The organism is Leclercia sp. Marseille-Q4284 (assembly GCF_916618945.1).
Classification (GTDB): Bacteria; Pseudomonadota; Gammaproteobacteria; order Enterobacterales; family Enterobacteriaceae; genus Enterobacter; species Enterobacter tamurae.
Genome location: NZ_CAKAKG010000002.1, coordinates 252,067 through 273,178 on the forward strand (window position 1 = coordinate 252,067; position 21,112 = coordinate 273,178).

The following is a 21,112-nucleotide window of genomic DNA, read 5'->3' on the forward strand; positions in this document are numbered from 1 at the left end:
TAATACGCCGAAATAACCGACAGTGCGATATGTTCCCCCCTCACCCCAGCCCTCTCCCTCAAGGGAGAGGGAGTAAAAGGAGCCCCATGAGCCGTTCACAAAATTTGCGTCACAACGTGATTAACCAGGTGATCGACGATATGGCCCGGGGCCACATCCCGTCGCCGCTGCCCTCCCAGAGCGCGCTGGCGGAGATGTACAACATCAGCCGCACCACCGTGCGCCATATCCAGACCCATCTCTGCGACTGCGGCGTTCTGACGCGGGTCAACAGTGACTATGTGATTGCCCGCAAGCCCGACGCCGGAGACGGCTTTACCTGCGAAATCGCCCCGCTGGCGGAGCAGACCCGGCTGTTTGAGCAGAGCTTTTTGTCGATGATTAACCAGCGCATCCTGCGTGCCGGGGAGGCCTTTTCGGAGCTGGAGCTGGCGCGTAGCGCAGGCGTCAGTCCTGTGGTGGTTAGGGAGTACTTACTTAAATTCAGTCGCTACAACCTGATTGAGAGCGAAAAACGCGGCCAGTGGCGGATGAAGCAGTTCGACCAGTCGTGGGCCGAGCAGCTGTTCGAGCTGCGCGAAATGCTGGAGACCCACGCCCTGCAGCATTTTCTCAACCTGCCCGACAGCGACCCGCGCTGGCTGCAGGCCCGCACCCTGTTGGAGGAGCACCGGGCCCTGCGCGACAGCATCGGCGACAGCTTTCGCCAGTTCTCCCGGCTGGATCGCGACTTCCACTCCCTGCTGCTCTCCGCCGCCAACAATATCTTCTTCAACCAGTCGCTGGAGATCATCTCGTTTATCTTCCATTTCCACTACCAGTGGGACGAAAGCGACCTGAAGCAGCGCAATATCATCGCCATCGACGAACACATGACCATCCTCAGCGCGCTGATCTGCCGCAGCGATCTCGATGCCAATCTGGCGATGCGCAACCACCTGAATACCGCCAAACAGTCGATGATCCGCTCCATCAAACAGAGCGCGACGGTTTTTTATTAAGTACCGATTAAAAACAGCAAATCTATACGGACTGCACGCTTCCGCAATCGGGCGCACGCGGGAAATTAGCGGCTGCCTATGCTCACCTGGAGTCGACTTATTTCCGTGAGTGGTGATGAATACCTTTATTTCATCACTGGTCGCTATAGATATTTCTCCAATAAATAGACCCGAGAAATAACCCTACATTTATTCAGGAGTCCGGCGTGGAAAAAAGCAATATAACTCTCGACCCGCAGACCACCTTTGACAAAGAAAATATACCCGATATGTCTCTGCCGCCAGCGGGTGCTATTCAGCGTAGCGCGCGTATTAAGCGCATCCAGACCACGGCGATGCTGTTATTATTTTTTGCCGCGGTGATTAATTATCTCGATCGTAGTTCGTTGTCGGTGGCGAATTTAACCATCCGCGAAGAGCTGGGGCTCAGCGCCACCGAGATCGGCGCCCTGCTGTCGGTCTTCTCGCTGGCGTATGGCATCGCGCAACTGCCCTGCGGCCCGCTGCTGGACCGCAAAGGCCCGCGCCTGATGCTGGGGCTGGGGATGTTCTTCTGGTCGCTGTTCCAGGCGATGTCCGGGATGGTTCACAGCTTCACCCAGTTCGTGCTGGTACGCATCGGGATGGGGATTGGCGAAGCGCCGATGAACCCGTGCGGCGTAAAGGTGATCAACGACTGGTTCAACATCAAAGAGCGCGGTCGTCCGATGGGCATTTTTAACGCCGCCTCAACCATCGGCGTGGCCATCAGCCCGCCACTGCTGGCGGCGATGATGCTGGTGATGGGCTGGCGCGGGATGTTTGTCACCATCGGCGTACTGGGCATTTTCCTCGCCATTGGCTGGTACATGCTCTATCGCAACCGCGAGGAGATTGCCCTGAGCGGCGTCGAGCAGGCGTACCTGAATGCCGGGAGCGTTAACGCCCGTCGCGATCCGTTAAGCTTTGCTGAATGGCGCAGCCTGTTCCGCAACCGCACCATGTGGGGGATGATGCTGGGCTTCAGCGGCATCAACTATACCGCCTGGCTCTACCTGGCCTGGCTGCCGGGGTATCTGCAAACTGCCTATAACCTCGATCTGAAAAGCACCGGCCTGATGGCGGCGATCCCGTTCCTGTTTGGTGCGGCGGGTATGCTGGTGAACGGCTTCACCACCGATGCGCTGGTCAAACGCGGCATGGCACCGGTCCGCAGCCGTAAGCTGTGTATTATCAGCGGGATGCTGTTATCGGCGGCCTTTACCTTTGTGGTGCCGGAGGCAACCACGGCGATGAGTGCGGTACTGCTGATTGGGATGGCGCTGTTCTGCATCCACTTTGCGGGAACGTCGTGCTGGGGGTTGATCCACGTGGCCGTGGCATCACGAATGACCGCCTCGGTGGGCAGCATTCAGAACTTCGCCAGCTTCATCTGCGCCTCGTTTGCGCCGATTGTCACCGGGTTTATCGTCGACACCACCCACTCGTTCCGCCTGGCGCTGATCATCTGCGGCTGCGTCACGGCATTGGGGGCACTGGCGTATATCTTCCTGGTGCGTCAGCCGATTAGCGATCCGCGCCAGCAGTAATAGTGTGGAATTGCCCGGCGGCGCTGCGCTTGCACGGGCCTACGGGTTTTGTAGGCCGGGTAAGGCGAAGCCGCCACCCGGCAAAACAGCGCCCTGCCTGAACAGGGCGCTTTTTACATCAGAAGGTTTCCCAGTTATCACCGCTGTCGGTAACGGCCGCTTTACGCGTCGTCACCGGCGTGGCAACGGTTTTCGCCGCCGCGTGCGCGCGGGATTTCTGCTGGTCCTGCTGAATACGGAACACCGCCACGGCCTGCGTCAGGCGGCTCGCCTGCTCTTCCAGGGCCGCGGCCGCTGCCGCAGATTCCTGCACCAGCGAGGCGTTCTGCTGCGTCACGCGATCCATCTCGGCAACCGCCAGACCCACCTGGTCGATACCGCGGCTCTGCTCGTCAGAGGCAGAGGCGATTTCGCCCATAATGTCGGTCACGCGGGTGACCGCGCTGACAATCTCGCCCATGGTTTCACCGGCGCTCTCTACGAGGGTAGAACCCAGCTCAACGCGACCCACGGAGTCTTCAATCAGACTCTTGATCTCGCGTGCAGCCTGGGCGCTGCGCTGCGCCAGGTTACGGACTTCACCGGCAACCACCGCAAAGCCACGACCCTGCTCACCGGCACGTGCCGCTTCTACCGCGGCGTTCAGCGCCAGGATGTTGGTCTGGAAGGCAATGCCGTCGATCACGCTGATGATGTCAGCAATCTTCTGCGAACTGCCGGCGATGTCACGCATGGTCTGCACCACGTTATCCACCACTTTCCCGCCTTTCTGCGCGGTCTCGGACGCGCTCAGCGCCAGATGGCTTGCCTGACGGGCGTTCTCGGCGTTCTGCTTCACGGTAGCGGTCAGCTCTTCCATGCTGGCGGCGGTCTCTTCCAGGGAAGCGGCCTGCTGCTCGGTACGGGAGGAGAGATCGTTGTTGCCCATGGAGATTTCGCTCGCGCCGCTGTAAATGGCATTGGCACCATTACGTACGTCGCCCACGGTACGCATCAGCTCAGCCTGCATATGACGCAGGTTATCAGCCAGCTGACCCATCTCGTTCGTCCCGTCCACCTCAATGCGCTTCACCAGGTCGCCGCTGGCGATATGGCGAATGCTGTCGGTCAGACGGTTCAGCGGAGAGATCAGCGCGTGACGGATACCGACCCAGACGCCGACAATCACCGCCAGCACCAGGACCAGCACGCTTAACAGGATCCAGATCGCCTGGCTGTAGGAGCTGTTGCTGTCATCGACCGCGGTCTGATACAGATGATCGTTCTGCTGCAGATAGTTGACGTACTGCTTCTCAAAGCCGTCCTGGTAGCCCTGGGTCGGCTGATCGAAGAACTCATTGATCTTGCCCGCACCCAGGAGCTGGATCAGCTCGGCCAGCGCACCGTGATAGATATCGTAGTTACGTTTGATTTCCAGCGCGGCAGCTTCGCTCTGACGCGGGTCGCGCGGCAAGGCCTGGTAATCCGCCCAGTTTTTTTCCGCCTGCTTCAGGGATGTCGACGCAATCTGCATCAGATCGTTCACGGTCGCACCGCTACCGATATTGTTCTGATCCATCATGTAGCGGATGCCCGCGCGGTTCAGGGTGTTACGGGTTTGCAGCAACGCTACCCAGCTGCCGTTAAGCGTGGATTGTTGCTGACGAATGGTTTGCAGAACGGTGAAGTTTTCTTTGTCATGCTTCAGAGCATTAAAGAAAAGACCACCGGATGTGAGTTGTAACAGGCCAAAAATAACCAGGACCAGCAGTAAGCTGGTAACAATCTTTATACGATTTAACATGAGTTCTCATTCCACCAGACAGGTACAGAATTTTCGGCCTGAGAAGCGAAAACTTTACGGAAATCATCCTGAAATTTGTGGTTTTTACTCTTCTTCTCGCTCTGCGACGTGCCGGTTTCCAAGTTCAATAAACGCTTCCAGCAGCGCCGTCAGCTGCTGCATTTTCTCCGGCGAATATTCCGCCTCAATGCGCTGATAGGCCTCTTCCACCTGAGCCTGAGCACGCTCATACAGGGCGCTCCCCTCTTTAGTGAGCGACACATACAGCTTGCGCTGGTCGTTAAGCGGCTTTAAGCGCAGCACCAGCCCGTCGCGCTCCATGCGCGTGAGGATCCCGGTCAGGCTCGGACGCAGAATGCAGGTGCGAAAGGCCAGATCGTGAAAATCCATCGATGGATGTTCCGCCAGCACGCGCACGATCCGCCACTGCTGCTCCGTCAGATTGTGCTGCTTGATAATCGGGCGAAAAAAGGTCATCGCGGTTTCCCGCGCCTGGAGTAGTGCGATAGTTAACGAATTGTGCATGGCGCTCCCACCTCAACTTCATTAATAACGAAACAATCAATGCCTCACGCGGTTTCCCGGCACCAGCGGCGCGGACAAAAAGTCTAACAGATATCACATAAAAATATTAAGCCATTGATATAGATAAGTAAATTACAGTGAATGTAAATTTATTGTTATTGCTATCACAAATTATTTACTTCTATTTGCCAAACACCCGGCAAGGGGATAAAACCTAATCATTAACATATTAATGAACTCAAAACCCGATACCCGGGCCCGAGGAGAAAGGAATGAAAGGTACTGTTTTCGCGGTGGCACTCAATCACCGCAGCCAGCTTGATGCCTGGCGCGACGCATTTCACCAGCCCCCTTACAACACGCCGCCGAAAACCGCCGTCTGGTTTATCAAACCGCGTAATACCCTGATCCGCACCGGCGAGGCCATCCCGCATCCTGAAGGCGAACAGGTGCTGAGCGGCGCGACGGTGGCGCTGATTGTCGGCAAGACCGCGAGCAAAATCAGCCCGGACGAGGCCGCCGACTATATTGCCGGGTACGCGCTGGCCAACGAAGTCAGCCTGCCGGAAGAGAGCTTCTACCGCCCGGCGATCAAAGCCAAATGCCGGGATGGGTTCTGCCCGGTGGGTGAGCGCGCGGCAATCGCCAGCGTCGATAACCTGACGATCGTCACCGAGATCAACGGCCGGGAAGTGGATCGCTGGAACACCGCCGATCTGCAACGCAACGCCGCCACCCTGCTGAGCGAGCTGAGCGCCTTCGCCACCCTCAACCCGGGCGACGCCATTCTGCTGGGCACCCCGCACTCCCGCGTGACCCTGCATCCGGGCGACCGGGTGCGCGTGCTGGCTGAAGGGTTGCCGACGCTGGAAAACAGCGTCATCAACGCCAGTGAACAGGCCAAAGAACGCACCTTCGCCTGGCCGCTCTCCAGCAGCGGGACGCTGTTTGCCCTCGGGCTGAACTACGCCGATCACGCCAGTGAGCTGGACTTCAAGCCGCCCACCGAGCCGCTGGTGTTTATCAAAGCCCCGAACACTTTTAACGAACACAACCAGACCTCGGTGCGCCCGGATAACGTCGAGTACATGCACTACGAAGCCGAGCTGGTGGTGGTGATCGGCAAAACCGCGCGCCACGTCGCCGAAGCCGACGCCATGGACTACGTGGCGGGCTACACGGTCTGCAACGACTACGCCATCCGCGACTACCTGGAAAACTACTACCGCCCGAACCTGCGGGTGAAAAGCCGCGACGGCCTGACGCCCATCGGCCCGCAGATCGTGGATAAATCGGCGATTGCCGATCCGCACAACCTCACCCTGCGCACCTGGATCAACGGCGAGCTGCGCCAGCAGGGCAGCACCGCGGATCTGATCTTCAGCATCCCGTTCCTGATCGCCTGGTTGAGTGAATTTATGACCCTGCAGCCGGGGGACATGATCGCCACCGGCACGCCGAAAGGGCTGGCCGACGTGCGCCCGGGCGATGAAGTGGTGGTGGAAGTGGAAGGCGTTGGCCGTCTGGTCAACCGGATTGTCAGCGAGGAGGCAAACTCATGAAGAAGATAAACCACTGGATCAACGGCAAAAACGTGGCGGGTAACGACTATTTCCACACCACCAACCCGGCTACCGGCGAGGTGCTGGCGGAGGTGGCTTCGGGCGGTGAAGCGGAGATCGGCCAGGCCGTAGCCGCCGCTAAAGAAGCCTTCCCGAAATGGGCCAACCTGCCGATGAAAGAGCGCGCACGCCTGATGCGTCGTCTGGGAGATCTGATCGACCAGAACGTGCCGGAGATCGCGGCGATGGAGACCGCCGACACCGGCCTGCCGATCCACCAGACCAAAAACGTGCTGATCCCGCGTGCCTCCCACAACTTCGAGTTCTTCGCCGAAGTGTGCCAGCAGATGAACGGCAAGACCTACCCGGTCGATGACAAGATGCTCAACTACACCCTGGTCCAGCCGGTGGGGGTGTGCGCCCTGGTGTCGCCGTGGAACGTGCCCTTTATGACCGCCACCTGGAAGGTCGCCCCCTGCCTGGCCTTAGGCAACACCGCGGTGCTGAAGATGTCTGAACTCTCCCCACTCACCGCCGATCGCCTGGGCGAGCTGGCGCTGGAGGCGGGTATTCCGGCCGGGGTGCTCAACGTGGTGCAGGGTTACGGTGCGACGGCGGGTGACGCCCTGGTGCGCCATCAGGATATCCGCGCCGTGTCGTTCACCGGCGGCACCGCCACCGGACGCCGCATCATGCAGGCCGGTGGCCTGAAAAAATACTCCATGGAGCTGGGCGGCAAGTCACCGGTACTGATCTTTGAAGACGCCGATATCGAACGCGCCCTGGACGCCGCTCTGTTCACCATCTTCTCGATCAACGGCGAACGCTGCACCGCCGGCTCGCGCATCTTTATCCAGCAGAGCATCTACCCGGAATTCGTCAAGCGCTTCGCCGAACGCGCTAACCGCCTGCGGGTGGGCGATCCGACCGATCCGAATACCCAGATCGGGGCGCTGATAAGCGCTCAGCACTGGGAGAAAGTCTCCGGCTATATCCGCCTCGGCATTGAGGAAGGGGCGACCCTGCTGGCGGGCGGCCCGGACAAACCGACCGATCTGCCTGCCCACCTGAAAGGTGGCAACTTCCTGCGCCCGACGGTGCTGGCGGATGTCGACAACCGGATGCGCGTGGCCCAGGAGGAGATCTTCGGCCCGGTGGCCTGCCTGCTGCCGTTCAAAGATGAAGCCGAAGGGCTGCGGCTGGCGAACGACGTGGAGTACGGCCTGGCCTCCTACATCTGGACCCAGGACATCAGCAAGGTGCTGCGACTGGCGCGCAACATCGAAGCGGGGATGGTGTTTGTAAACACCCAGAACGTGCGCGATCTGCGCCAGCCGTTTGGCGGCGTGAAGGCTTCCGGCACCGGCCGTGAAGGCGGGGAATACAGCTTCGAGGTGTTCGCGGAGATGAAAAACGTCTGTATCTCCATGGGCGACCACCCCATCCCGAAATGGGGGGTATGAGATGGGCAAGTTAGCGTTAGCCGCAAAAATCACCCACGTGCCGTCGATGTATCTCTCGGAGATACCGGGCAAAAACTTTGGCTGCCGTCAGGGGGCCATCGACGGGCATAAAGAGATCAGCAGACGCTGCCGCGAGCTGGGGGTCGATACCATCATCGTCTTCGATACCCACTGGCTGGTGAACAGCGCGTATCACATCAACTGTGCGGACCATTTTGCCGGGGTCTACACCAGCAACGAGCTGCCGCACTTTATCCGCGACATGACCTACGACTACAACGGCAATCCGGAGCTGGGCCAACTGATCGCCGACGAAGCGGTGGCGAAGGGCGTGCGTGCCAAAGCGCACAACATCCCGAGCCTGAAGCTGGAGTACGGCACCCTGGTGCCGATGCGCTACATGAACGCGGATAAGCACTTCAAAGTGGTCTCCATCTCGGCGTTCTGCACCGTGCATGACTTTGCCGACAGCCGCAGGCTGGGCGAGGCGATCGTCAGCGCCATTGAAAAATATGACGGCACCGTGGCGGTGCTGGCCAGCGGCTCGCTGTCGCACCGCTTTATCGACGATCAGCGTGCCGAAGAGGGAATGAACAGCTACACCCGCGAGTTCGACCGTCAGATGGACGAGCGGGTGGTGAAGCTGTGGCGCGAAGGCCAGTTCAAAGCGTTCTGCAGCATGCTGCCGGAGTACGCCGACTACTGCTACGGCGAAGGCAATATGCACGACACGGTGATGCTGCTGGGCGTACTCGGCTGGGACAACTACGACGGCAAGGTGGAGTTTCTCACCGAGCTGTTCCCCAGCTCTGGCACCGGCCAGGTTAACGCCGTTTTCCCTCTGCCCGCTTAAGGACGCCCCATGCCGCACTTTATTGTCGAATGTACCGGGAACATCCGTGAGCAGGCCGACCTGCCGGGCCTGTTTGCCCGCGTTAACGAGGCGCTGGCCGCCACCGGGATCTTCCCCCTCGGCGGGATCCGCAGCCGCGCGCACTGGGTGGACACCTGGCAGATGGCCGACGGCAAGCACGATTACGCCTTTGTGCACATGACGCTGAAGATCGGCGCCGGGCGCAGTCTGGAGAGCCGTCAGCAGGTGGGCGAGATGCTGTTTACGTTGATTAAAGACCATTTCGCCGGGTTGATGGACGCCCGTTACCTGGCGCTGTCGTTTGAAATCGAAGAGCTGCACCCGACGCTGAACTTCAAACAGAACAACGTGCACGCCTTATTTAAGTAATACCGGCACGGCAGTCCCCTCTCCCTTTGGGAGAGGGTTAGGGTGAGGGGAAATCTCTGCGGCCTGATGCCCTCACCCCGGCCCTCTCCCACAGGGAGAGGGAGAAAACAAATATAAAACAGGATATCGCCATGCTCGATAAACACACCCATACCCTGATCGCCCATCGCCTGCATCAGGCGGAACAGACCCGGGAGCAGATCCGCGCGATCTCGCTGGATTACCCGACGATCACCATTGAAGACGCCTACGCCGTGCAGCGCGAATGGGTGAGCCTGAAAATCGCCGAAGGTCGCACCCTGAAGGGCCACAAGATCGGCCTGACCTCGAAAGCAATGCAGGCCAGCTCGCAGATCAGCGAGCCGGACTACGGCGCCCTGCTCGACGACATGTTCTTTCACGACGGCAGCGACATCCCCACCGACCGCTTTATCGTCCCGCGCATCGAAGTGGAGCTGGCCTTCGTGCTGGCGAAACCGCTCCGCGGCCCGAACTGCACGATGTTCGACGTCTATAACGCCACCGACTACGTGATCCCGGCCCTGGAGCTGATCGACGCCCGCTGCCACAACATCGATCCTGAAACCCAGCGCCCACGCAAAGTGTTCGACACCATCTCCGACAACGCCGCCAACGCCGGGGTTATCCTCGGGGGTCGTCCGATCCGCCCTGACGAGCTGGATCTGCGCTGGATCTCCGCCCTGCTCTATCGCAACGGGGTGATAGAAGAGACCGGCGTTGCCGCGGGCGTGCTCAACCACCCGGCCAACGGCGTGGCCTGGCTGGCGAACAAGCTGGCGCCCTACGACGTACAGCTGGAGCCCGGGCAGATCATCCTCGGCGGCTCCTTTACCCGCCCGGTCACCGCCAGCAAGGGCGACACCTTCCATGTTGACTACGGCAACATGGGCTCCATCAGCTGCCGCTTTGTATAAGGAGACCGCATGAATAATGCCTTTAAAGACGCGCTGAGGGCCGGGAAACCGCAGATCGGCTTATGGCTGGGGCTCACCAGCAGCTACAGCGCCGAGCTGCTGGCGGGGGCAGGCTTCGACTGGCTGCTGATCGACGGGGAACACGCGCCGAACAGCGTGCAGACCGTCTTAACCCAGCTGCAGGCGATAGCCCCCTACCCCAGCCAGCCGGTGGTACGTCCGTCGTGGAACGATCCGGTGCAGATCAAACAGCTGCTGGACGTGGGGGCGCAGACCCTGCTGGTGCCGATGGTGCAAAACGCCGACGAAGCCCGGCTGGCGGTGCGCTCGACACGCTATCCACCGGCGGGTATTCGCGGCGTTGGCAGCGCCCTGGCCCGCGCATCGCGCTGGAACCGCATTCCGGATTACCTGCATCAGGCCAACGACGCCATGTGCGTGCTGGTGCAAATCGAAACCCGCGAGGCGCTGAAAAACCTGCCGCAGATCCTCGATGTGGACGGGGTGGATGGGGTGTTTATCGGCCCGGCGGATCTCAGCGCCGACATGGGCTTTGCCGGTAATCCGACTCACCCGGAAGTGCAGTCCGCTATCGAGCAGGCCATCGCGCAGATCCGCGCTGCGGGGAAAGCACCGGGCATTCTGATGGCCAACGAGCAGCTGGCTAAACGCTATCTCGAACTCGGGGCGCTGTTTGTCGCCGTCGGCGTCGACACCACCCTGCTCGCCCGCAGCGCCGAAGCGCTGGCGGCTCGCTTTATCGATAAACCGGTTACGTCTGTGAATAACAATAAATCCGTCTACTAAAGGTAAGATCTGGAGCGCAACATGACGACCTCTACCCTGCACCCTGATAATAAAAAAGCTGTAGAACATCGCGTTATAAATAAGCTGTTCCGTCGTTTGATCGTCTTTCTCTTTATTCTGTTTGTCTTCTCGTTCCTTGACCGGATCAACATCGGCTTTGCCGGGCTGACGATGGGCAAAGATCTGGGCCTCACCTCGACGATGTTTGGCCTGGCGGCGACGCTGTTTTACGTCACCTACGTGCTGTGCGGGATCCCCAGCAACATCATGCTGGCGAAGATCGGCGCACGCCGCTGGATCGCCGGGATCATGGTGGTGTGGGGCATCGCCTCGACCTGCACCATGTTCGCCACCAGCCCGCAGACGCTCTACATCCTGCGCATGCTGGTGGGCATCGCCGAAGCCGGTTTCCTGCCGGGGATCCTGGTCTATCTCACCTGGTGGTTCCCCGCTTATCATCGCGCCCGCGCCAACGCGCTGTTTATGATCGCCATGCCGGTGACCATGATGCTGGGCTCGATCCTCTCGGGTTATATTCTGGCCCTGGATGGGGTGTGGAACCTGAAGGGCTGGCAGTGGCTGTTCCTGCTGGAGGGGCTGCCGTCGGTGGTGCTCGGGGTGGTGACCTGGTTCTTCCTCAACGACACGCCAGATCAGGCCACCTGGCTGGACGACGAAGAGAAGCAGACCCTCAAAACGATGATCGCCCGTGAGCAGGAGAATGCCGTGGCACACGCCGCCACGCCGCGCTCGACGCTGCGCGAAGTGCTGACCCCGGCGGTGCTGCTCTATACCCTGGCCTATTTCTGTCTGACCAACACCCTGAGCGCCATCAACATCTGGACACCGCAGATCCTGCAGAGCTTCAACACCGGCAGCAGCAATATCGTGATCGGCCTGCTGGCGGCGATCCCGCAGTTTTGCACCATCCTCGGGATGCTGTGGTGGAGCCGCCGCTCCGACAGGCTGAAAGAGCGAAAAAAGCACACCATCCTGCCCTATCTCTTCGCCGCGGCGGGATGGCTGCTGGCGTCGGCAACCGATCACAGCCTGATCCAGCTGCTTGGCATCATTATGGCCTCAACCGGATCCTTTACCGCCATGGCGATCTTCTGGACCACCCCGGATCAGGTGATTAGCCTGCAGTCCCGGGCGGTAGCGCTGGCGGTGATCAACGCCATCGGCAACGTCGGCTCTGCCGTCAGCCCGCTGCTGATCGGCATTCTGCGTGATGCGACCGGCAGCTTCAGCTCCGGGCTATGGTTTGTCGCCGGGCTGCTGGTGGTGGGTGCGCTGGTGCTGACCCGGATCCCGATGACCCGCCAGGAGAGCCGTGACAGCGCGCCGGGGATGGCGGCGCAGAAGATCCATTGAGGAGCAGTTATGTGCCAGAGCCCGATTGCCAATATCGACATCAGCAAAGAGTACGACGAGAGTCTGGGGACGGACGATGTGCATTATCAGTCCTTTAGCCGGATGGCGGCCTTTTTTGGCCGCGATATGCAGGCCCATCGCCACGACCACTATTTTCAGATGCACTTTCTGGATACCGGGCAGATTGAACTCCAGCTGGACGATCACCGCTACTCGGTGCAGGCACCGCTGTTCGTCTTAACGCCGCCGTCGGTGCCACACGCCTTTTTTACCGAATCGGACAGCGACGGCCATGTGCTGACGGTGCATGAAGATCTGATCTGGCCGTTACTCGAGGTGCTCTATCCCGGCACCCGGGAGACCTTCGGCCTGCCGGGGATCTGCCTGTCGTTAGCGGATAAACCGGATGAGCTGGCGGCGCTTTCTCACTACTGGCGGTTGATTCAACGGGAATCCACCGCTCAGCTTCCCGGGCGGGAGCATACCCTGGTGCTGCTGGCCCAGGCGGTGTTTACCCTGCTGCTGCGCAACGCCAGTCTTGACGATCACGCGGCCAACGGCATGCGCGGCGAGCTGAAACTGTTCCAGCGTTTTAACCAGATGGTCGACGGCCACTTCCACCAGCACTGGACGGTGCCGGATTACGCCAGCGCGCTGCACCTTACCGAATCGCGCCTGACCGACATCTGCCGCCGCTTCGCCAACCGCCCGCCGAAACGGCTAATCTTCGACAGGCAGTTGCGCGAAGCCAAACGGCTGCTGGTCTTCTCCGATAGCGCAGTAAACGAGATTGCCTGGCAGTTGGGGTTTAAAGATCCGGCCTATTTTGCGCGCTTTTTTAACCGACTGGTGGGCTGCTCGCCGAGCAGGTATCGGACGCAGAAGGTGCCGGTGTCGTGAATTTTACCCCGGTGGCGCTTCGCTTACCGGGGCTACGCAACCGTAGGCCGGGTAAGCGTTAGCGCCACCCGGCAACCAGCGTGCACAGGATTAATGCACGGTCAGGTACGGCTCCTTCACAAATTCCGCTAACAGATACACCACGTCATGCAGTAACCCCGTTAAGGATGTTGCCAATGGCGGCGGCAGCGTATTGCTCAGTAGTGCCTGGGTCAGCGTCTGGGCATACTCCACCAGGGTGGCGGTCTCCTGCCAGCAATCGGGGATGCACGAGGTTACGTTTTCACCTGCAATCAGCTGCTCGATGAGATGCGGCGGTAAATCTTCATCGCACAGATGGCGGAACTGGTTTAACGCCTGCAATAAGCGCCCACATAAAGCATTGCTTGCTTGATCGTCGTGAGTGTCGATGAGGACGCAGACAAATGCGGCGCACGCGTCTGCGACGTCGAAGAGATCTGCCGAGGCCGGGAGGGGCTGGGTAATAATTTGGTGGATAATGTCTTCTTCGAAGTGGGAGTAAGACGGGGTTGGGATAGTAGCCATAAGGCACTCCTTAAATTATGAATGGAAGTTACCTCGTGTTTTCAGGTTCTCACGCCCGGCTGCGGTTATCGCCGCAACACAGGCACCTTACGACTCAACGAACACAAAAAAAAGACAAATCCCTGTGTTTCATCAGGTTACTTTAGACTTTGCGAGCATGCTTCCAGAAGCAGGCGGTTACGCGGTGTGCGGCCTGTTCCCCTCACCCTAACCCTCTCCCAAAGGGAGAGGGAACCGTCCGGCGCACTCATGTAGGCCGGGTAAGCGCAGCGCCACCCGGCAGACAGACCGCACCGCCCAGACAGGCTGACCGCCACGCTGGAAACACGATAAGGTCGAATAAAAAAGCCCGCGATATGCGGGCCATCATCAGGAAGCTAATTACTCTTTTTGGCTAATTTAGCCAAATACTCGAATGTAGCGACAGATACTATGCCGACGATGATATTCAAGAACACATAAATATACAGCCAGGCATTTTCCAGGTTTGCCGAATAGTAATCAGCATAGAGTGCGAAATCATCATGAGTAAACCGAGTCATAAACCTTGCAATGGGTACTCTCAGACTTTCAGCCAGGGAATCAAAAATGCCGCTTATCAGGAACAGATACGTGATTGCCAGAAATAGAGTAATGCGCAGCGACCATTTAAAAGGTCTTAACATTACACACCCTATTCGTATTGCCACAACGATGTACGCCTTGGTTTAAGCTCTGCATTTCAATGGCACCCTCACGGTTTACAACATCGCTTCCGCCAGATATAAGCTTACCGGACTGATTATAAAGCCAGAGATAAGCAGGAACTGCCATAATGATTTCCTTATGTATTTTATGGTTAATCCTTATTAATCCTCCTCCAAAAAAATATCATGCTAAATCGTATGGTTAATTTCTGAATTTATGTCAGTGCCCCCGTTTACTGACCCGGTGCACACTCTCCCCCGGTGGCGCTACGGACCGTAGGCCGGGTAAGCGCAGCGCCACCCGGCAAAACCCACCCCGATCACAATTCTCACTCCCGCCTGAAAAGTACCCGTCGTTGACCTATTCGTCCCTTCACGAAACCCCTGCATGACGCTTCAATTAAACAACAAAAACAAAACACAAATTTAACAACTCCGTACCGATACGAGGTCCATATGAAACCCGAAGATTTCCGTGCCAGCACTACCCGTCCGTTAACCGGTGAAGAGTATCTGAAGAGCCTGCAGGATGGCCGGGAGATCTACATTTATGGCGAACGCGTAAAAGATGTGACCACCCATCCGGCGTTTCGCAATGCGGCGGCCTCGGTCGCACAACTGTACGACGCGCTGCACAAACCCGACATGCAGGACGCGCTGTGCTGGAACACCGATACCGGCAGCGGCGGCTACACCCATAAATTCTTCCGCGTGGCGAAAAGTGCCAATGACCTGCGCCAGCAGCGGGATGCCATCGCCGAGTGGTCACGCCTGAGCTACGGCTGGATGGGTCGCACCCCGGATTACAAAGCCGCCTTCGGCTGTGCACTGGGTGCTAACCCGGCCTTTTATGGTCAGTTCGAGCAGAACGCCCGCAACTGGTACACCCGCATTCAGGAAAGTGGCCTCTACTTTAACCACGCTATCGTCAACCCGCCGATCGATCGCCACAAACCCGCCGATGAGGTGAAAGACGTCTACATCAAGCTGGAAAAAGAGACCGACGCCGGGATCATCGTCAGCGGCGCGAAAGTGGTCGCCACCAACTCGGCGCTGACTCACTACAACATGATCGGCTTTGGCTCGGCGCAGGTGATGGGCGACAACCCGGACTTCGCCCTGATGTTCGTCGCTCCAATGGATGCCGAAGGGGTGAAGCTGATCTCCCGCGCCTCCTACGAGCTGGTGGCCGGCGCGACCGGCTCCCCTTACGACTACCCGCTCACCAGCCGCTTCGACGAGAACGACGCGATCCTGGTGATGGATAAGGTGCTGATCCCGTGGGAGAACGTGCTGATCTACCGCGATTTCGACCGCTGCCGTCGCTGGACCATGGAGGGTGGTTTCGCCCGCATGTATCCGCTGCAGGCGTGCGTGCGTCTGGCGGTGAAGCTCGACTTCATCACCGCCCTGCTGAAAAAATCGCTGGAGTGTACAGGCACCTCTGAGTTCCGCGGGGTACAGGCCGATCTCGGTGAAGTGGTGGCCTGGCGCAACATGTTCTGGGCGCTGAGCGACTCCATGTGCTCGGAAGCCACCCCGTGGGTCAACGGCGCTTATCTGCCGGACCACGCGGCGCTGCAAACCTACCGCGTGATGGCCCCGATGGCCTACGCCAAAATCAAAAACATCATCGAGCGTAACGTTACCAGCGGCCTGATTTACCTCCCGTCCAGCGCCAGGGATCTGAACAATCCGCAGATCGACAAATACCTGGCGAAGTACGTGCGCGGCTCCAACGGCATGGACCACGTGGAGCGCATCAAAATTTTGAAACTGATGTGGGATGCCATCGGCAGCGAGTTCGGCGGTCGTCACGAGCTGTATGAGATCAACTACTCCGGTAGCCAGGATGAAATCCGCCTGCAGTGTCTGCGCCAGGCGCAGAGCTCCGGCAATATGGACAAGATGATGGCGATGGTTGACCGCTGCCTGTCTGAGTACGACCAGAACGGCTGGACGGTTCCGCACCTGCATAACAACACCGATATAAACCTGCTGGACAAGCTGCTGAAATAACGCAGCGGGAGGTCAAGATGCAACATGATGAACAACGCCTGCGTTTTCGCGACGCGATGGCCAGCCTCTCGGCGGCGGTCAATGTGATTACCACCGATGGCGACGCCGGACGCTGCGGCATTACCGCCACGGCGGTCTGCTCGGTGACGGATACGCCGCCGTCGGTGATGGTGTGCCTGAACGCCAACAGCGCCATGAACCCGGTATTTCAGGGTAACGGCAAGCTGTGTATTAATGTGCTCAATCACGAGCAGGAGCTAATGGCGCGCCATTTTGCCGGGATGACCGGCATGGCAATGGAAGAGCGATTTACCCTCTCCTGCTGGCAAAAAGGCCAGCTGGCCCAGCCGGTATTGAAAGAGGCGCTGGCCAGCCTGGAGGGAGAGATAAGCCAGGTCCAGACCATCGGCACCCATCTGGTGTACCTGGTGGAGATCAAAAATATCCTCCTGAGCCAGGAGGGACACGGGCTGATTTACTTTAAGCGCAGATTTCACCCGGTGTTAATTGAACAAGAAATGACCGTTTAATCCCCTGCGCCAGCCGAATTTTCGGCTGGCGCTTATTAGTTTTCCACTTGCTCAAAATGAAACAATCACAATCTGAAACTAATGACAATATAAGTTTCTACTCCCCCCACCAGAGTTAATAGTTGTTTCGGACTTTTCCCCTTTTTCAGGGCAGATTTCTTAAATTTGAAATGACACAAACTGCAAAATTATGTAATCTTCGCGACACAAAAACACTTTCATGAATAATAAAAAAACGTTTTAGTTGTTTACTGAATAGTTTTTTTATGGCAGCACCCTAAAGCAAACTGGACACTTCTTGACCGGAATCGTCATTTCCGTGCGGTAGCCTACCTTTTTTTTGCCCTTTTTTGCTCCACTTCCTCAGCTATGCCGCCTCTGCTTCCTGACCTTCAGGTCAACTATTTGGGCAATATAAACAGTCGGGTACCGACGAATTTTTATATTTACACGCCAGGTTCCGAATATATGGAAAATATTTACAAATGAAGAACGCAACTCGCCTTCTGGTGATTTCGCTCGCCCTCATTCTGAGCGGCTGTGCATATTCCCCGAAGCAGGTTGAAGCCTCCCGACCGCTTGTCAATCCGGCCGCTTCAACCACACTCCAGCCCATGTCAGCCAATCTGCAACAACCTTTGAATAGCCTGCCTCAGGGCGCGGCTCTGAGCGCCAATGGCAATACCTATATCCTGGGCCAGCGTTATGTCTCCGCCCTGGGTCTGGAATGTATTGAACTGCTGCGTAACCGCAACTACAACCAGTCGCAGCATGGCGTGACCTGCAAGAACGGTGATACCTGGTATCTGGTACCGCAACTGGAACAGGCATCCGCCAGCAACCTGCTTGCCGTGCAATAATTTTGAAGAGAAATGTTGTGAAAATAACGAAATTTCGGCAATTGAGTGCCATTCTGCTGCTGGCCTGCGCCTCTTGCGCGGCCTTTGCTGCACCCACTAAGGAAGATGCCCAGGCCTTTGGCATGAATACCCCGGCAGATACCGGCGATGGCCGACTGCAGCTCGGTGGTGAACAGGCGATGAGCGGCCAGGCAAACACCTCCTCCACCACCGGTACCTTTGCGCAGCAAAACCGCCAGGGCATGTTACTTCCGGGCGAGTCCGATGTGCGTAAACTCCTGCCGCAGTCCGAGTCCGGCCTGCCCCCTCCATACGGTGCCAACCTGTTTGCCGGTGGCTATGAAACCGAGCGCAGCGACGGCTTAAACGATAATTACCTGATCGCTCCCGGCGATAAGCTGAATATCTGGATCTGGGGCGCAGTCAATTTCTCCAACGTGGTCACCGTTGACAATCAGGGCAATATTTTCATTCCTGACGTCGGCCCGATTAATGTCAAAAACGTGGCGGCAAGTAAAGTCAATAACTTAGTCACCAGCCACATAAGCGAAGTATTCACCAATAACGTTAATGTTTACGTTAATCTGCTTACCGCGACTCCGGTCAGCGTATTTGTTACCGGCCCGGTGATCCGTCCGGGACAATATGCCGGACAATCCTCCGATAGCGTTTTATATTTCCTGAAACGCGCAGGCGGCATCGACTCCGATCGCGGCAGCTACCGTCATATTAAGGTGTTACGTCAGAACCGGGTCGTCCAGCAAATCGATCTGTACGAATTTATGCAGCAGGGCAAAATGCCGAAGCTGTCCCTGAAGGATCAGGATGTCATTCTGGTTGAGCCGCAGGGCCCGATGATCAACGTGGCCGGTAAAGTGCGTAACCCGTTCCGCTTCGAGTTAAAAAACAGCACCGCGCTCGGCTCGGAGCTGATCGACTATGCCCTGCCGCTCGCCAAGGTGAGCCACGTGGGCGTGATTGGCGATCGCTCCAATGGCCCGTTCTCGGTTTATATGCCGTATAAAGATTTTGACCGCATTCAGCTGAGCGACGGCGACAAAGTGCTGTTTAACGACGACATGCATGCGCAGGTATACGACGTGCAGGTGATGGGCAGCTATCGTGGGCCATCTTACTTCACCGTACGTAAAGAGACCCGTCTGCACGATCTGCTGAACCACATCCCGATTGACCCAAACATGGCGGATTACGGCTCGATCTACATCATGCGTAAGAGCGTGGCGGCGCGGCAGAAAGAGATGCTGGAAGACTCCCTCAACCGCCTGGAGCGCAGCGTGTTTACCGCGCCAGCCAGTTCCGACGGTGAAGCGTCTATCCGGACCAAAGAAGCCGAGCTGGTGATGCGCTTCGTGGAAAAAGCCCGCAAGATCCAGCCGCTGGGGAAAGTGGTGGTGTCGGATAAAGGCGTGATTGCCAACATCCTGCTGGAACAGGGCGATCAGATTGTGATCCCGAACAAGACCGACCTGATTCAGATTGGCGGCGAAGTGATGATGCCGCAGGCGGTGGTCTACAACGAAGGTGCGAAACTTGAAGACTACGTTGCCTGGGCGGGCGGCTTTACCGACCGTGCGAACGACCAGCGTATTGCCGTGGTGCATGCCAACGGGCTGATGGAGTTTAAAGACGGGGGCAATGTCATGCCGGGCGATCAGATTCTGGTCATGCCGAAAGTGGACAGCAAAATGATGCAGTCCATCAAAGACATTACCCAGGTCATCTATCAGGTTGCCGTGGCGGCCAACGTGGTCCTGAACTAACCCTCATAGCGGGCTCGCTTAACGGCGGGCCCGTTCTGTTATATCGGCCTTCTCATGCTTAAACCTGTTCTCAATCAAACACCCCGCAGCTCGTTTCAGGTGCTGCGAGATGTCACCTTTGGCCTGCTTATCCGTGAACTGAAAACACGATTTGGGAGTTACCGGCTGGGGTATGCCTGGGCGCTGCTGGATCCGTTGTTGATGATAGGTGCGTTCAGCCTGATTTTTGGCATGCGCGGGCATAGCGGATTTGGTGGTGCACCTGCGCCATTGTTTATTACTGCGAGTTACCTGCCCTTTCTCTTTTTCAGGAACGTGGTGAGTAAGCTGCAATCGGCTGTTAATGCGAATAAAGGACTGTTTTGCTACCGGCAGGTCACGCCCTTCGCTACCTTTGTTTCCCGATTTATTCTCGAAACGGTTATTGGGATGGTAGTGGGCTGCGTATTGGTATTGGGGTTACTGTGGTTTGGTTTTGATGCAATCCCCAGCGATCCTTTAGAAGTCGTTCTTATCTATTTCCTGTTAATGATCTTTTCGTTTTCACTGGGCATCATCTTTTGTGTGTTGGGTAATTTATTTAAAGAAGCTGATAAATTCCTGGGCTTGCTGATGATGCCACTGATGTTTATCTCCTGCGTAATGTACCCCCTTGCGACCATCCCGCCACAATATCAACACTGGTTCTTGTGGAACCCATTAGTACACGCCGTTGAGCTAATCCGAAGCAGCTGGATTTCAGGCTATGCCAGCCCGAATGTCAGTGGGGCATATTTATCTTGTGTGACTCTGGTACTGCTGACGTTTGCGATGAGCTGCTATCGCCTGAGCCATCGTCGCCTGATTGCCAGCTAAAGTAGAATAAGCATGATCATTCTGGATAACGTATCGAAGTATTACCCTACCAAATTTGGTCGTAACTATGTTTTACGTGATGTGAGCATTACGTTACCCCGTGACCGCAATATCGGTATTTTAGGTGTTAACGGAGCAGGTAAATCAACTCTGCTGCGATTGTTGGGCGGAATGGATATGCCCAGTAAGGGAAAACTGACACGTCACTGTCGCGTCTCCTGGCCCCTTGCGCTCAATGGTGGGTTTCAGGGCAGTATGACCGGACGTGAAAACACCCGTTTTGTCTGCCGTATTCATGGTGTGCGTGATACGCAGGCTATTGAAGAGTGGGTGAAAGAGTTCTCAGAAATTGGTCAACATTACGAGCTGCCGATTAAAGGCTATTCCAGCGGGATGAGATCAAAATTCTCCTTTGCTGTCAGTATGGCCTTTGATTTTGATATCTACCTGACCGATGAAATTATGTCTGTCGGGGACGCTCGCTTTAAACAGAAATGCATTGATGTTTTTAATCAGAAACGCGAGACCGCCAGCCTGATCATGGTTTCGCACGATATGAAGAACTTACGCCAGCAGTGCGATATGGGTATTTTACTGCGCAATAGCACCCTTGAAATGTTCGATGATATCGAAGATGCCATCCGTATTTACCAGAAACTATAACAAGCCCAAAA

At 57.3% G+C, this 21,112-nt stretch carries 19 protein-coding genes; 16 read left to right on the top strand and 3 right to left on the bottom strand.

Annotated elements, in window-relative coordinates; all coding sequences use genetic code 11:
• Positions 1 to 86 precede the first annotated feature (86 nt).
• Together LG383_RS15955 and LG383_RS15960 are read left to right on the top strand one after the other, a co-directional pair.
• Complete coding sequence (locus tag LG383_RS15955) at positions 87 to 1,001, top strand: GntR family transcriptional regulator (RefSeq protein WP_106995722.1); 915 nt, start codon at positions 87 to 89, stop codon at positions 999 to 1,001.
• 206 nt (positions 1,002 to 1,207) lie between these two features.
• Entirely contained in the window at positions 1,208 to 2,569 is a 1,362-nt protein-coding gene (locus LG383_RS15960) for an MFS transporter (protein ID WP_166181530.1), read from the top strand.
• A gap of 118 nt (positions 2,570 to 2,687) precedes the next feature.
• Here the strand turns inward: LG383_RS15960 and tsr are convergent, their stop codons facing one another.
• Together tsr and hpaR are read right to left on the bottom strand one after the other, a co-directional pair.
• Complete coding sequence (gene tsr / locus LG383_RS15965; protein ID WP_225759629.1) at positions 2,688 to 4,352, bottom strand: methyl-accepting chemotaxis protein; 1,665 nt, start codon at positions 4,350 to 4,352, stop codon at positions 2,688 to 2,690.
• An 84-nt stretch (positions 4,353 to 4,436) separates the two neighbouring features.
• Complete coding sequence (gene hpaR / locus LG383_RS15970; protein ID WP_225759630.1) at positions 4,437 to 4,877, bottom strand: homoprotocatechuate degradation operon regulator HpaR; 441 nt, start codon at positions 4,875 to 4,877, stop codon at positions 4,437 to 4,439.
• Positions 4,878 to 5,149: 272 nt separating this feature from the next.
• Between hpaR and hpaG the strand changes: the two genes are divergently transcribed.
• The 8 genes from hpaG (at position 5,150) to hpaA (ending at position 13,161) form a co-directional block, all read left to right on the top strand.
• Entirely contained in the window at positions 5,150 to 6,439 is a 1,290-nt protein-coding gene (hpaG, locus tag LG383_RS15975) for a 4-hydroxyphenylacetate degradation bifunctional isomerase/decarboxylase (protein WP_225759631.1), read from the top strand.
• Positions 6,436 to 7,902, top strand: a complete 1,467-nt coding sequence (gene hpaE, locus LG383_RS15980; protein ID WP_225759632.1) for a 5-carboxymethyl-2-hydroxymuconate semialdehyde dehydrogenase — start codon at positions 6,436 to 6,438, stop codon at positions 7,900 to 7,902. The genes hpaG and hpaE overlap by 4 nt, the downstream gene beginning before the upstream one ends.
• Before the next feature lies 1 nt (position 7,903).
• Positions 7,904 to 8,755 carry a 3,4-dihydroxyphenylacetate 2,3-dioxygenase gene (gene hpaD / locus LG383_RS15985; protein WP_225759633.1) on the top strand — a complete coding sequence of 284 codons (852 nt, stop codon included), beginning with the start codon at positions 7,904 to 7,906 and terminating at the stop codon, positions 8,753 to 8,755.
• A 9-nt stretch (positions 8,756 to 8,764) separates the two neighbouring features.
• On the top strand, positions 8,765 to 9,145 hold the full coding sequence (locus LG383_RS15990) for a 5-carboxymethyl-2-hydroxymuconate Delta-isomerase (RefSeq protein ID WP_225759634.1): 381 nt from the start codon (positions 8,765 to 8,767) through the stop codon (positions 9,143 to 9,145).
• A gap of 131 nt (positions 9,146 to 9,276) precedes the next feature.
• On the top strand, positions 9,277 to 10,080 hold the full coding sequence (gene hpaH / locus LG383_RS15995; RefSeq protein WP_106995714.1) for a 2-oxo-hept-4-ene-1,7-dioate hydratase: 804 nt from the start codon (positions 9,277 to 9,279) through the stop codon (positions 10,078 to 10,080).
• A gap of 9 nt (positions 10,081 to 10,089) precedes the next feature.
• Positions 10,090 to 10,887: a 4-hydroxy-2-oxoheptanedioate aldolase gene (gene hpaI, locus LG383_RS16000; protein ID WP_225759635.1), complete on the top strand. Its 798-nt coding sequence runs from the start codon at positions 10,090 to 10,092 to the stop codon at positions 10,885 to 10,887.
• Between the two features lie 21 nt (positions 10,888 to 10,908).
• Positions 10,909 to 12,261 carry a 4-hydroxyphenylacetate permease gene (hpaX, locus tag LG383_RS16005; RefSeq protein ID WP_106995712.1) on the top strand — a complete coding sequence of 451 codons (1,353 nt, stop codon included), beginning with the start codon at positions 10,909 to 10,911 and terminating at the stop codon, positions 12,259 to 12,261.
• A 9-nt stretch (positions 12,262 to 12,270) separates the two neighbouring features.
• Complete coding sequence (hpaA, locus tag LG383_RS16010; protein ID WP_106995711.1) at positions 12,271 to 13,161, top strand: 4-hydroxyphenylacetate catabolism regulatory protein HpaA; 891 nt, start codon at positions 12,271 to 12,273, stop codon at positions 13,159 to 13,161.
• A gap of 90 nt (positions 13,162 to 13,251) precedes the next feature.
• On the opposite strand, the gene LG383_RS16015 is transcribed toward hpaA, so the two are convergent.
• The gene (locus tag LG383_RS16015; protein ID WP_225759636.1) at positions 13,252 to 13,707 is read right to left on the bottom strand and encodes a hypothetical protein; all 456 of its coding nucleotides are present in this window, start codon (positions 13,705 to 13,707) and stop codon (positions 13,252 to 13,254) included.
• Between the two features lie 1,142 nt (positions 13,708 to 14,849).
• Between LG383_RS16015 and hpaB the strand changes: the two genes are divergently transcribed.
• From hpaB to LG383_RS16045, 6 genes are all read left to right on the top strand, one after another.
• Entirely contained in the window at positions 14,850 to 16,412 is a 1,563-nt protein-coding gene (hpaB, locus tag LG383_RS16020) for a 4-hydroxyphenylacetate 3-monooxygenase, oxygenase component (protein ID WP_106995708.1), read from the top strand.
• Between the two features lie 17 nt (positions 16,413 to 16,429).
• Positions 16,430 to 16,942 carry a 4-hydroxyphenylacetate 3-monooxygenase reductase subunit gene (locus LG383_RS16025; RefSeq protein WP_225759637.1) on the top strand — a complete coding sequence of 171 codons (513 nt, stop codon included), beginning with the start codon at positions 16,430 to 16,432 and terminating at the stop codon, positions 16,940 to 16,942.
• Positions 16,943 to 17,427: 485 nt separating this feature from the next.
• A complete protein-coding gene (locus LG383_RS16030) occupies positions 17,428 to 17,802 on the top strand; it encodes a hypothetical protein (RefSeq protein ID WP_225759638.1) in 375 nt (124 codons plus the stop codon).
• A gap of 17 nt (positions 17,803 to 17,819) precedes the next feature.
• Positions 17,820 to 19,583: a polysaccharide biosynthesis/export family protein gene (locus LG383_RS16035; RefSeq protein WP_225759639.1), complete on the top strand. Its 1,764-nt coding sequence runs from the start codon at positions 17,820 to 17,822 to the stop codon at positions 19,581 to 19,583.
• 54 nt (positions 19,584 to 19,637) lie between these two features.
• Positions 19,638 to 20,438: an ABC transporter permease gene (locus LG383_RS16040; protein WP_225759640.1), complete on the top strand. Its 801-nt coding sequence runs from the start codon at positions 19,638 to 19,640 to the stop codon at positions 20,436 to 20,438.
• A gap of 12 nt (positions 20,439 to 20,450) precedes the next feature.
• A complete protein-coding gene (locus tag LG383_RS16045) occupies positions 20,451 to 21,101 on the top strand; it encodes an ABC transporter ATP-binding protein (protein WP_225759641.1) in 651 nt (216 codons plus the stop codon).
• The last annotated feature ends 11 nt before the right edge of the window (positions 21,102 to 21,112 follow it).

Coding starts and splice junctions, on each gene's coding strand:
- hpaD (WP_225759633.1), top strand. CDS start 7,904: ATGGGCAAGTTAGCGTTAGCCGCAAAAATCACCCACGTGCCGTCGATG.
- LG383_RS16045 (WP_225759641.1), top strand. CDS start 20,451: ATGATCATTCTGGATAACGTATCGAAGTATTACCCTACCAAATTTGGT.
- hpaA (WP_106995711.1), top strand. CDS start 12,271: ATGTGCCAGAGCCCGATTGCCAATATCGACATCAGCAAAGAGTACGAC.
- hpaB (WP_106995708.1), top strand. CDS start 14,850: ATGAAACCCGAAGATTTCCGTGCCAGCACTACCCGTCCGTTAACCGGT.
- LG383_RS15990 (WP_225759634.1), top strand. CDS start 8,765: ATGCCGCACTTTATTGTCGAATGTACCGGGAACATCCGTGAGCAGGCC.
- tsr (WP_225759629.1), bottom strand. CDS start 4,352: ATGTTAAATCGTATAAAGATTGTTACCAGCTTACTGCTGGTCCTGGTT.
- hpaH (WP_106995714.1), top strand. CDS start 9,277: ATGCTCGATAAACACACCCATACCCTGATCGCCCATCGCCTGCATCAG.
- hpaE (WP_225759632.1), top strand. CDS start 6,436: ATGAAGAAGATAAACCACTGGATCAACGGCAAAAACGTGGCGGGTAAC.
- LG383_RS16030 (WP_225759638.1), top strand. CDS start 17,428: ATGAAGAACGCAACTCGCCTTCTGGTGATTTCGCTCGCCCTCATTCTG.
- hpaR (WP_225759630.1), bottom strand. CDS start 4,877: ATGCACAATTCGTTAACTATCGCACTACTCCAGGCGCGGGAAACCGCG.
- LG383_RS16025 (WP_225759637.1), top strand. CDS start 16,430: ATGCAACATGATGAACAACGCCTGCGTTTTCGCGACGCGATGGCCAGC.
- hpaX (WP_106995712.1), top strand. CDS start 10,909: ATGACGACCTCTACCCTGCACCCTGATAATAAAAAAGCTGTAGAACAT.
- hpaI (WP_225759635.1), top strand. CDS start 10,090: ATGAATAATGCCTTTAAAGACGCGCTGAGGGCCGGGAAACCGCAGATC.
- hpaG (WP_225759631.1), top strand. CDS start 5,150: ATGAAAGGTACTGTTTTCGCGGTGGCACTCAATCACCGCAGCCAGCTT.
- LG383_RS16040 (WP_225759640.1), top strand. CDS start 19,638: ATGCTTAAACCTGTTCTCAATCAAACACCCCGCAGCTCGTTTCAGGTG.
- LG383_RS16015 (WP_225759636.1), bottom strand. CDS start 13,707: ATGGCTACTATCCCAACCCCGTCTTACTCCCACTTCGAAGAAGACATT.
- LG383_RS15955 (WP_106995722.1), top strand. CDS start 87: ATGAGCCGTTCACAAAATTTGCGTCACAACGTGATTAACCAGGTGATC.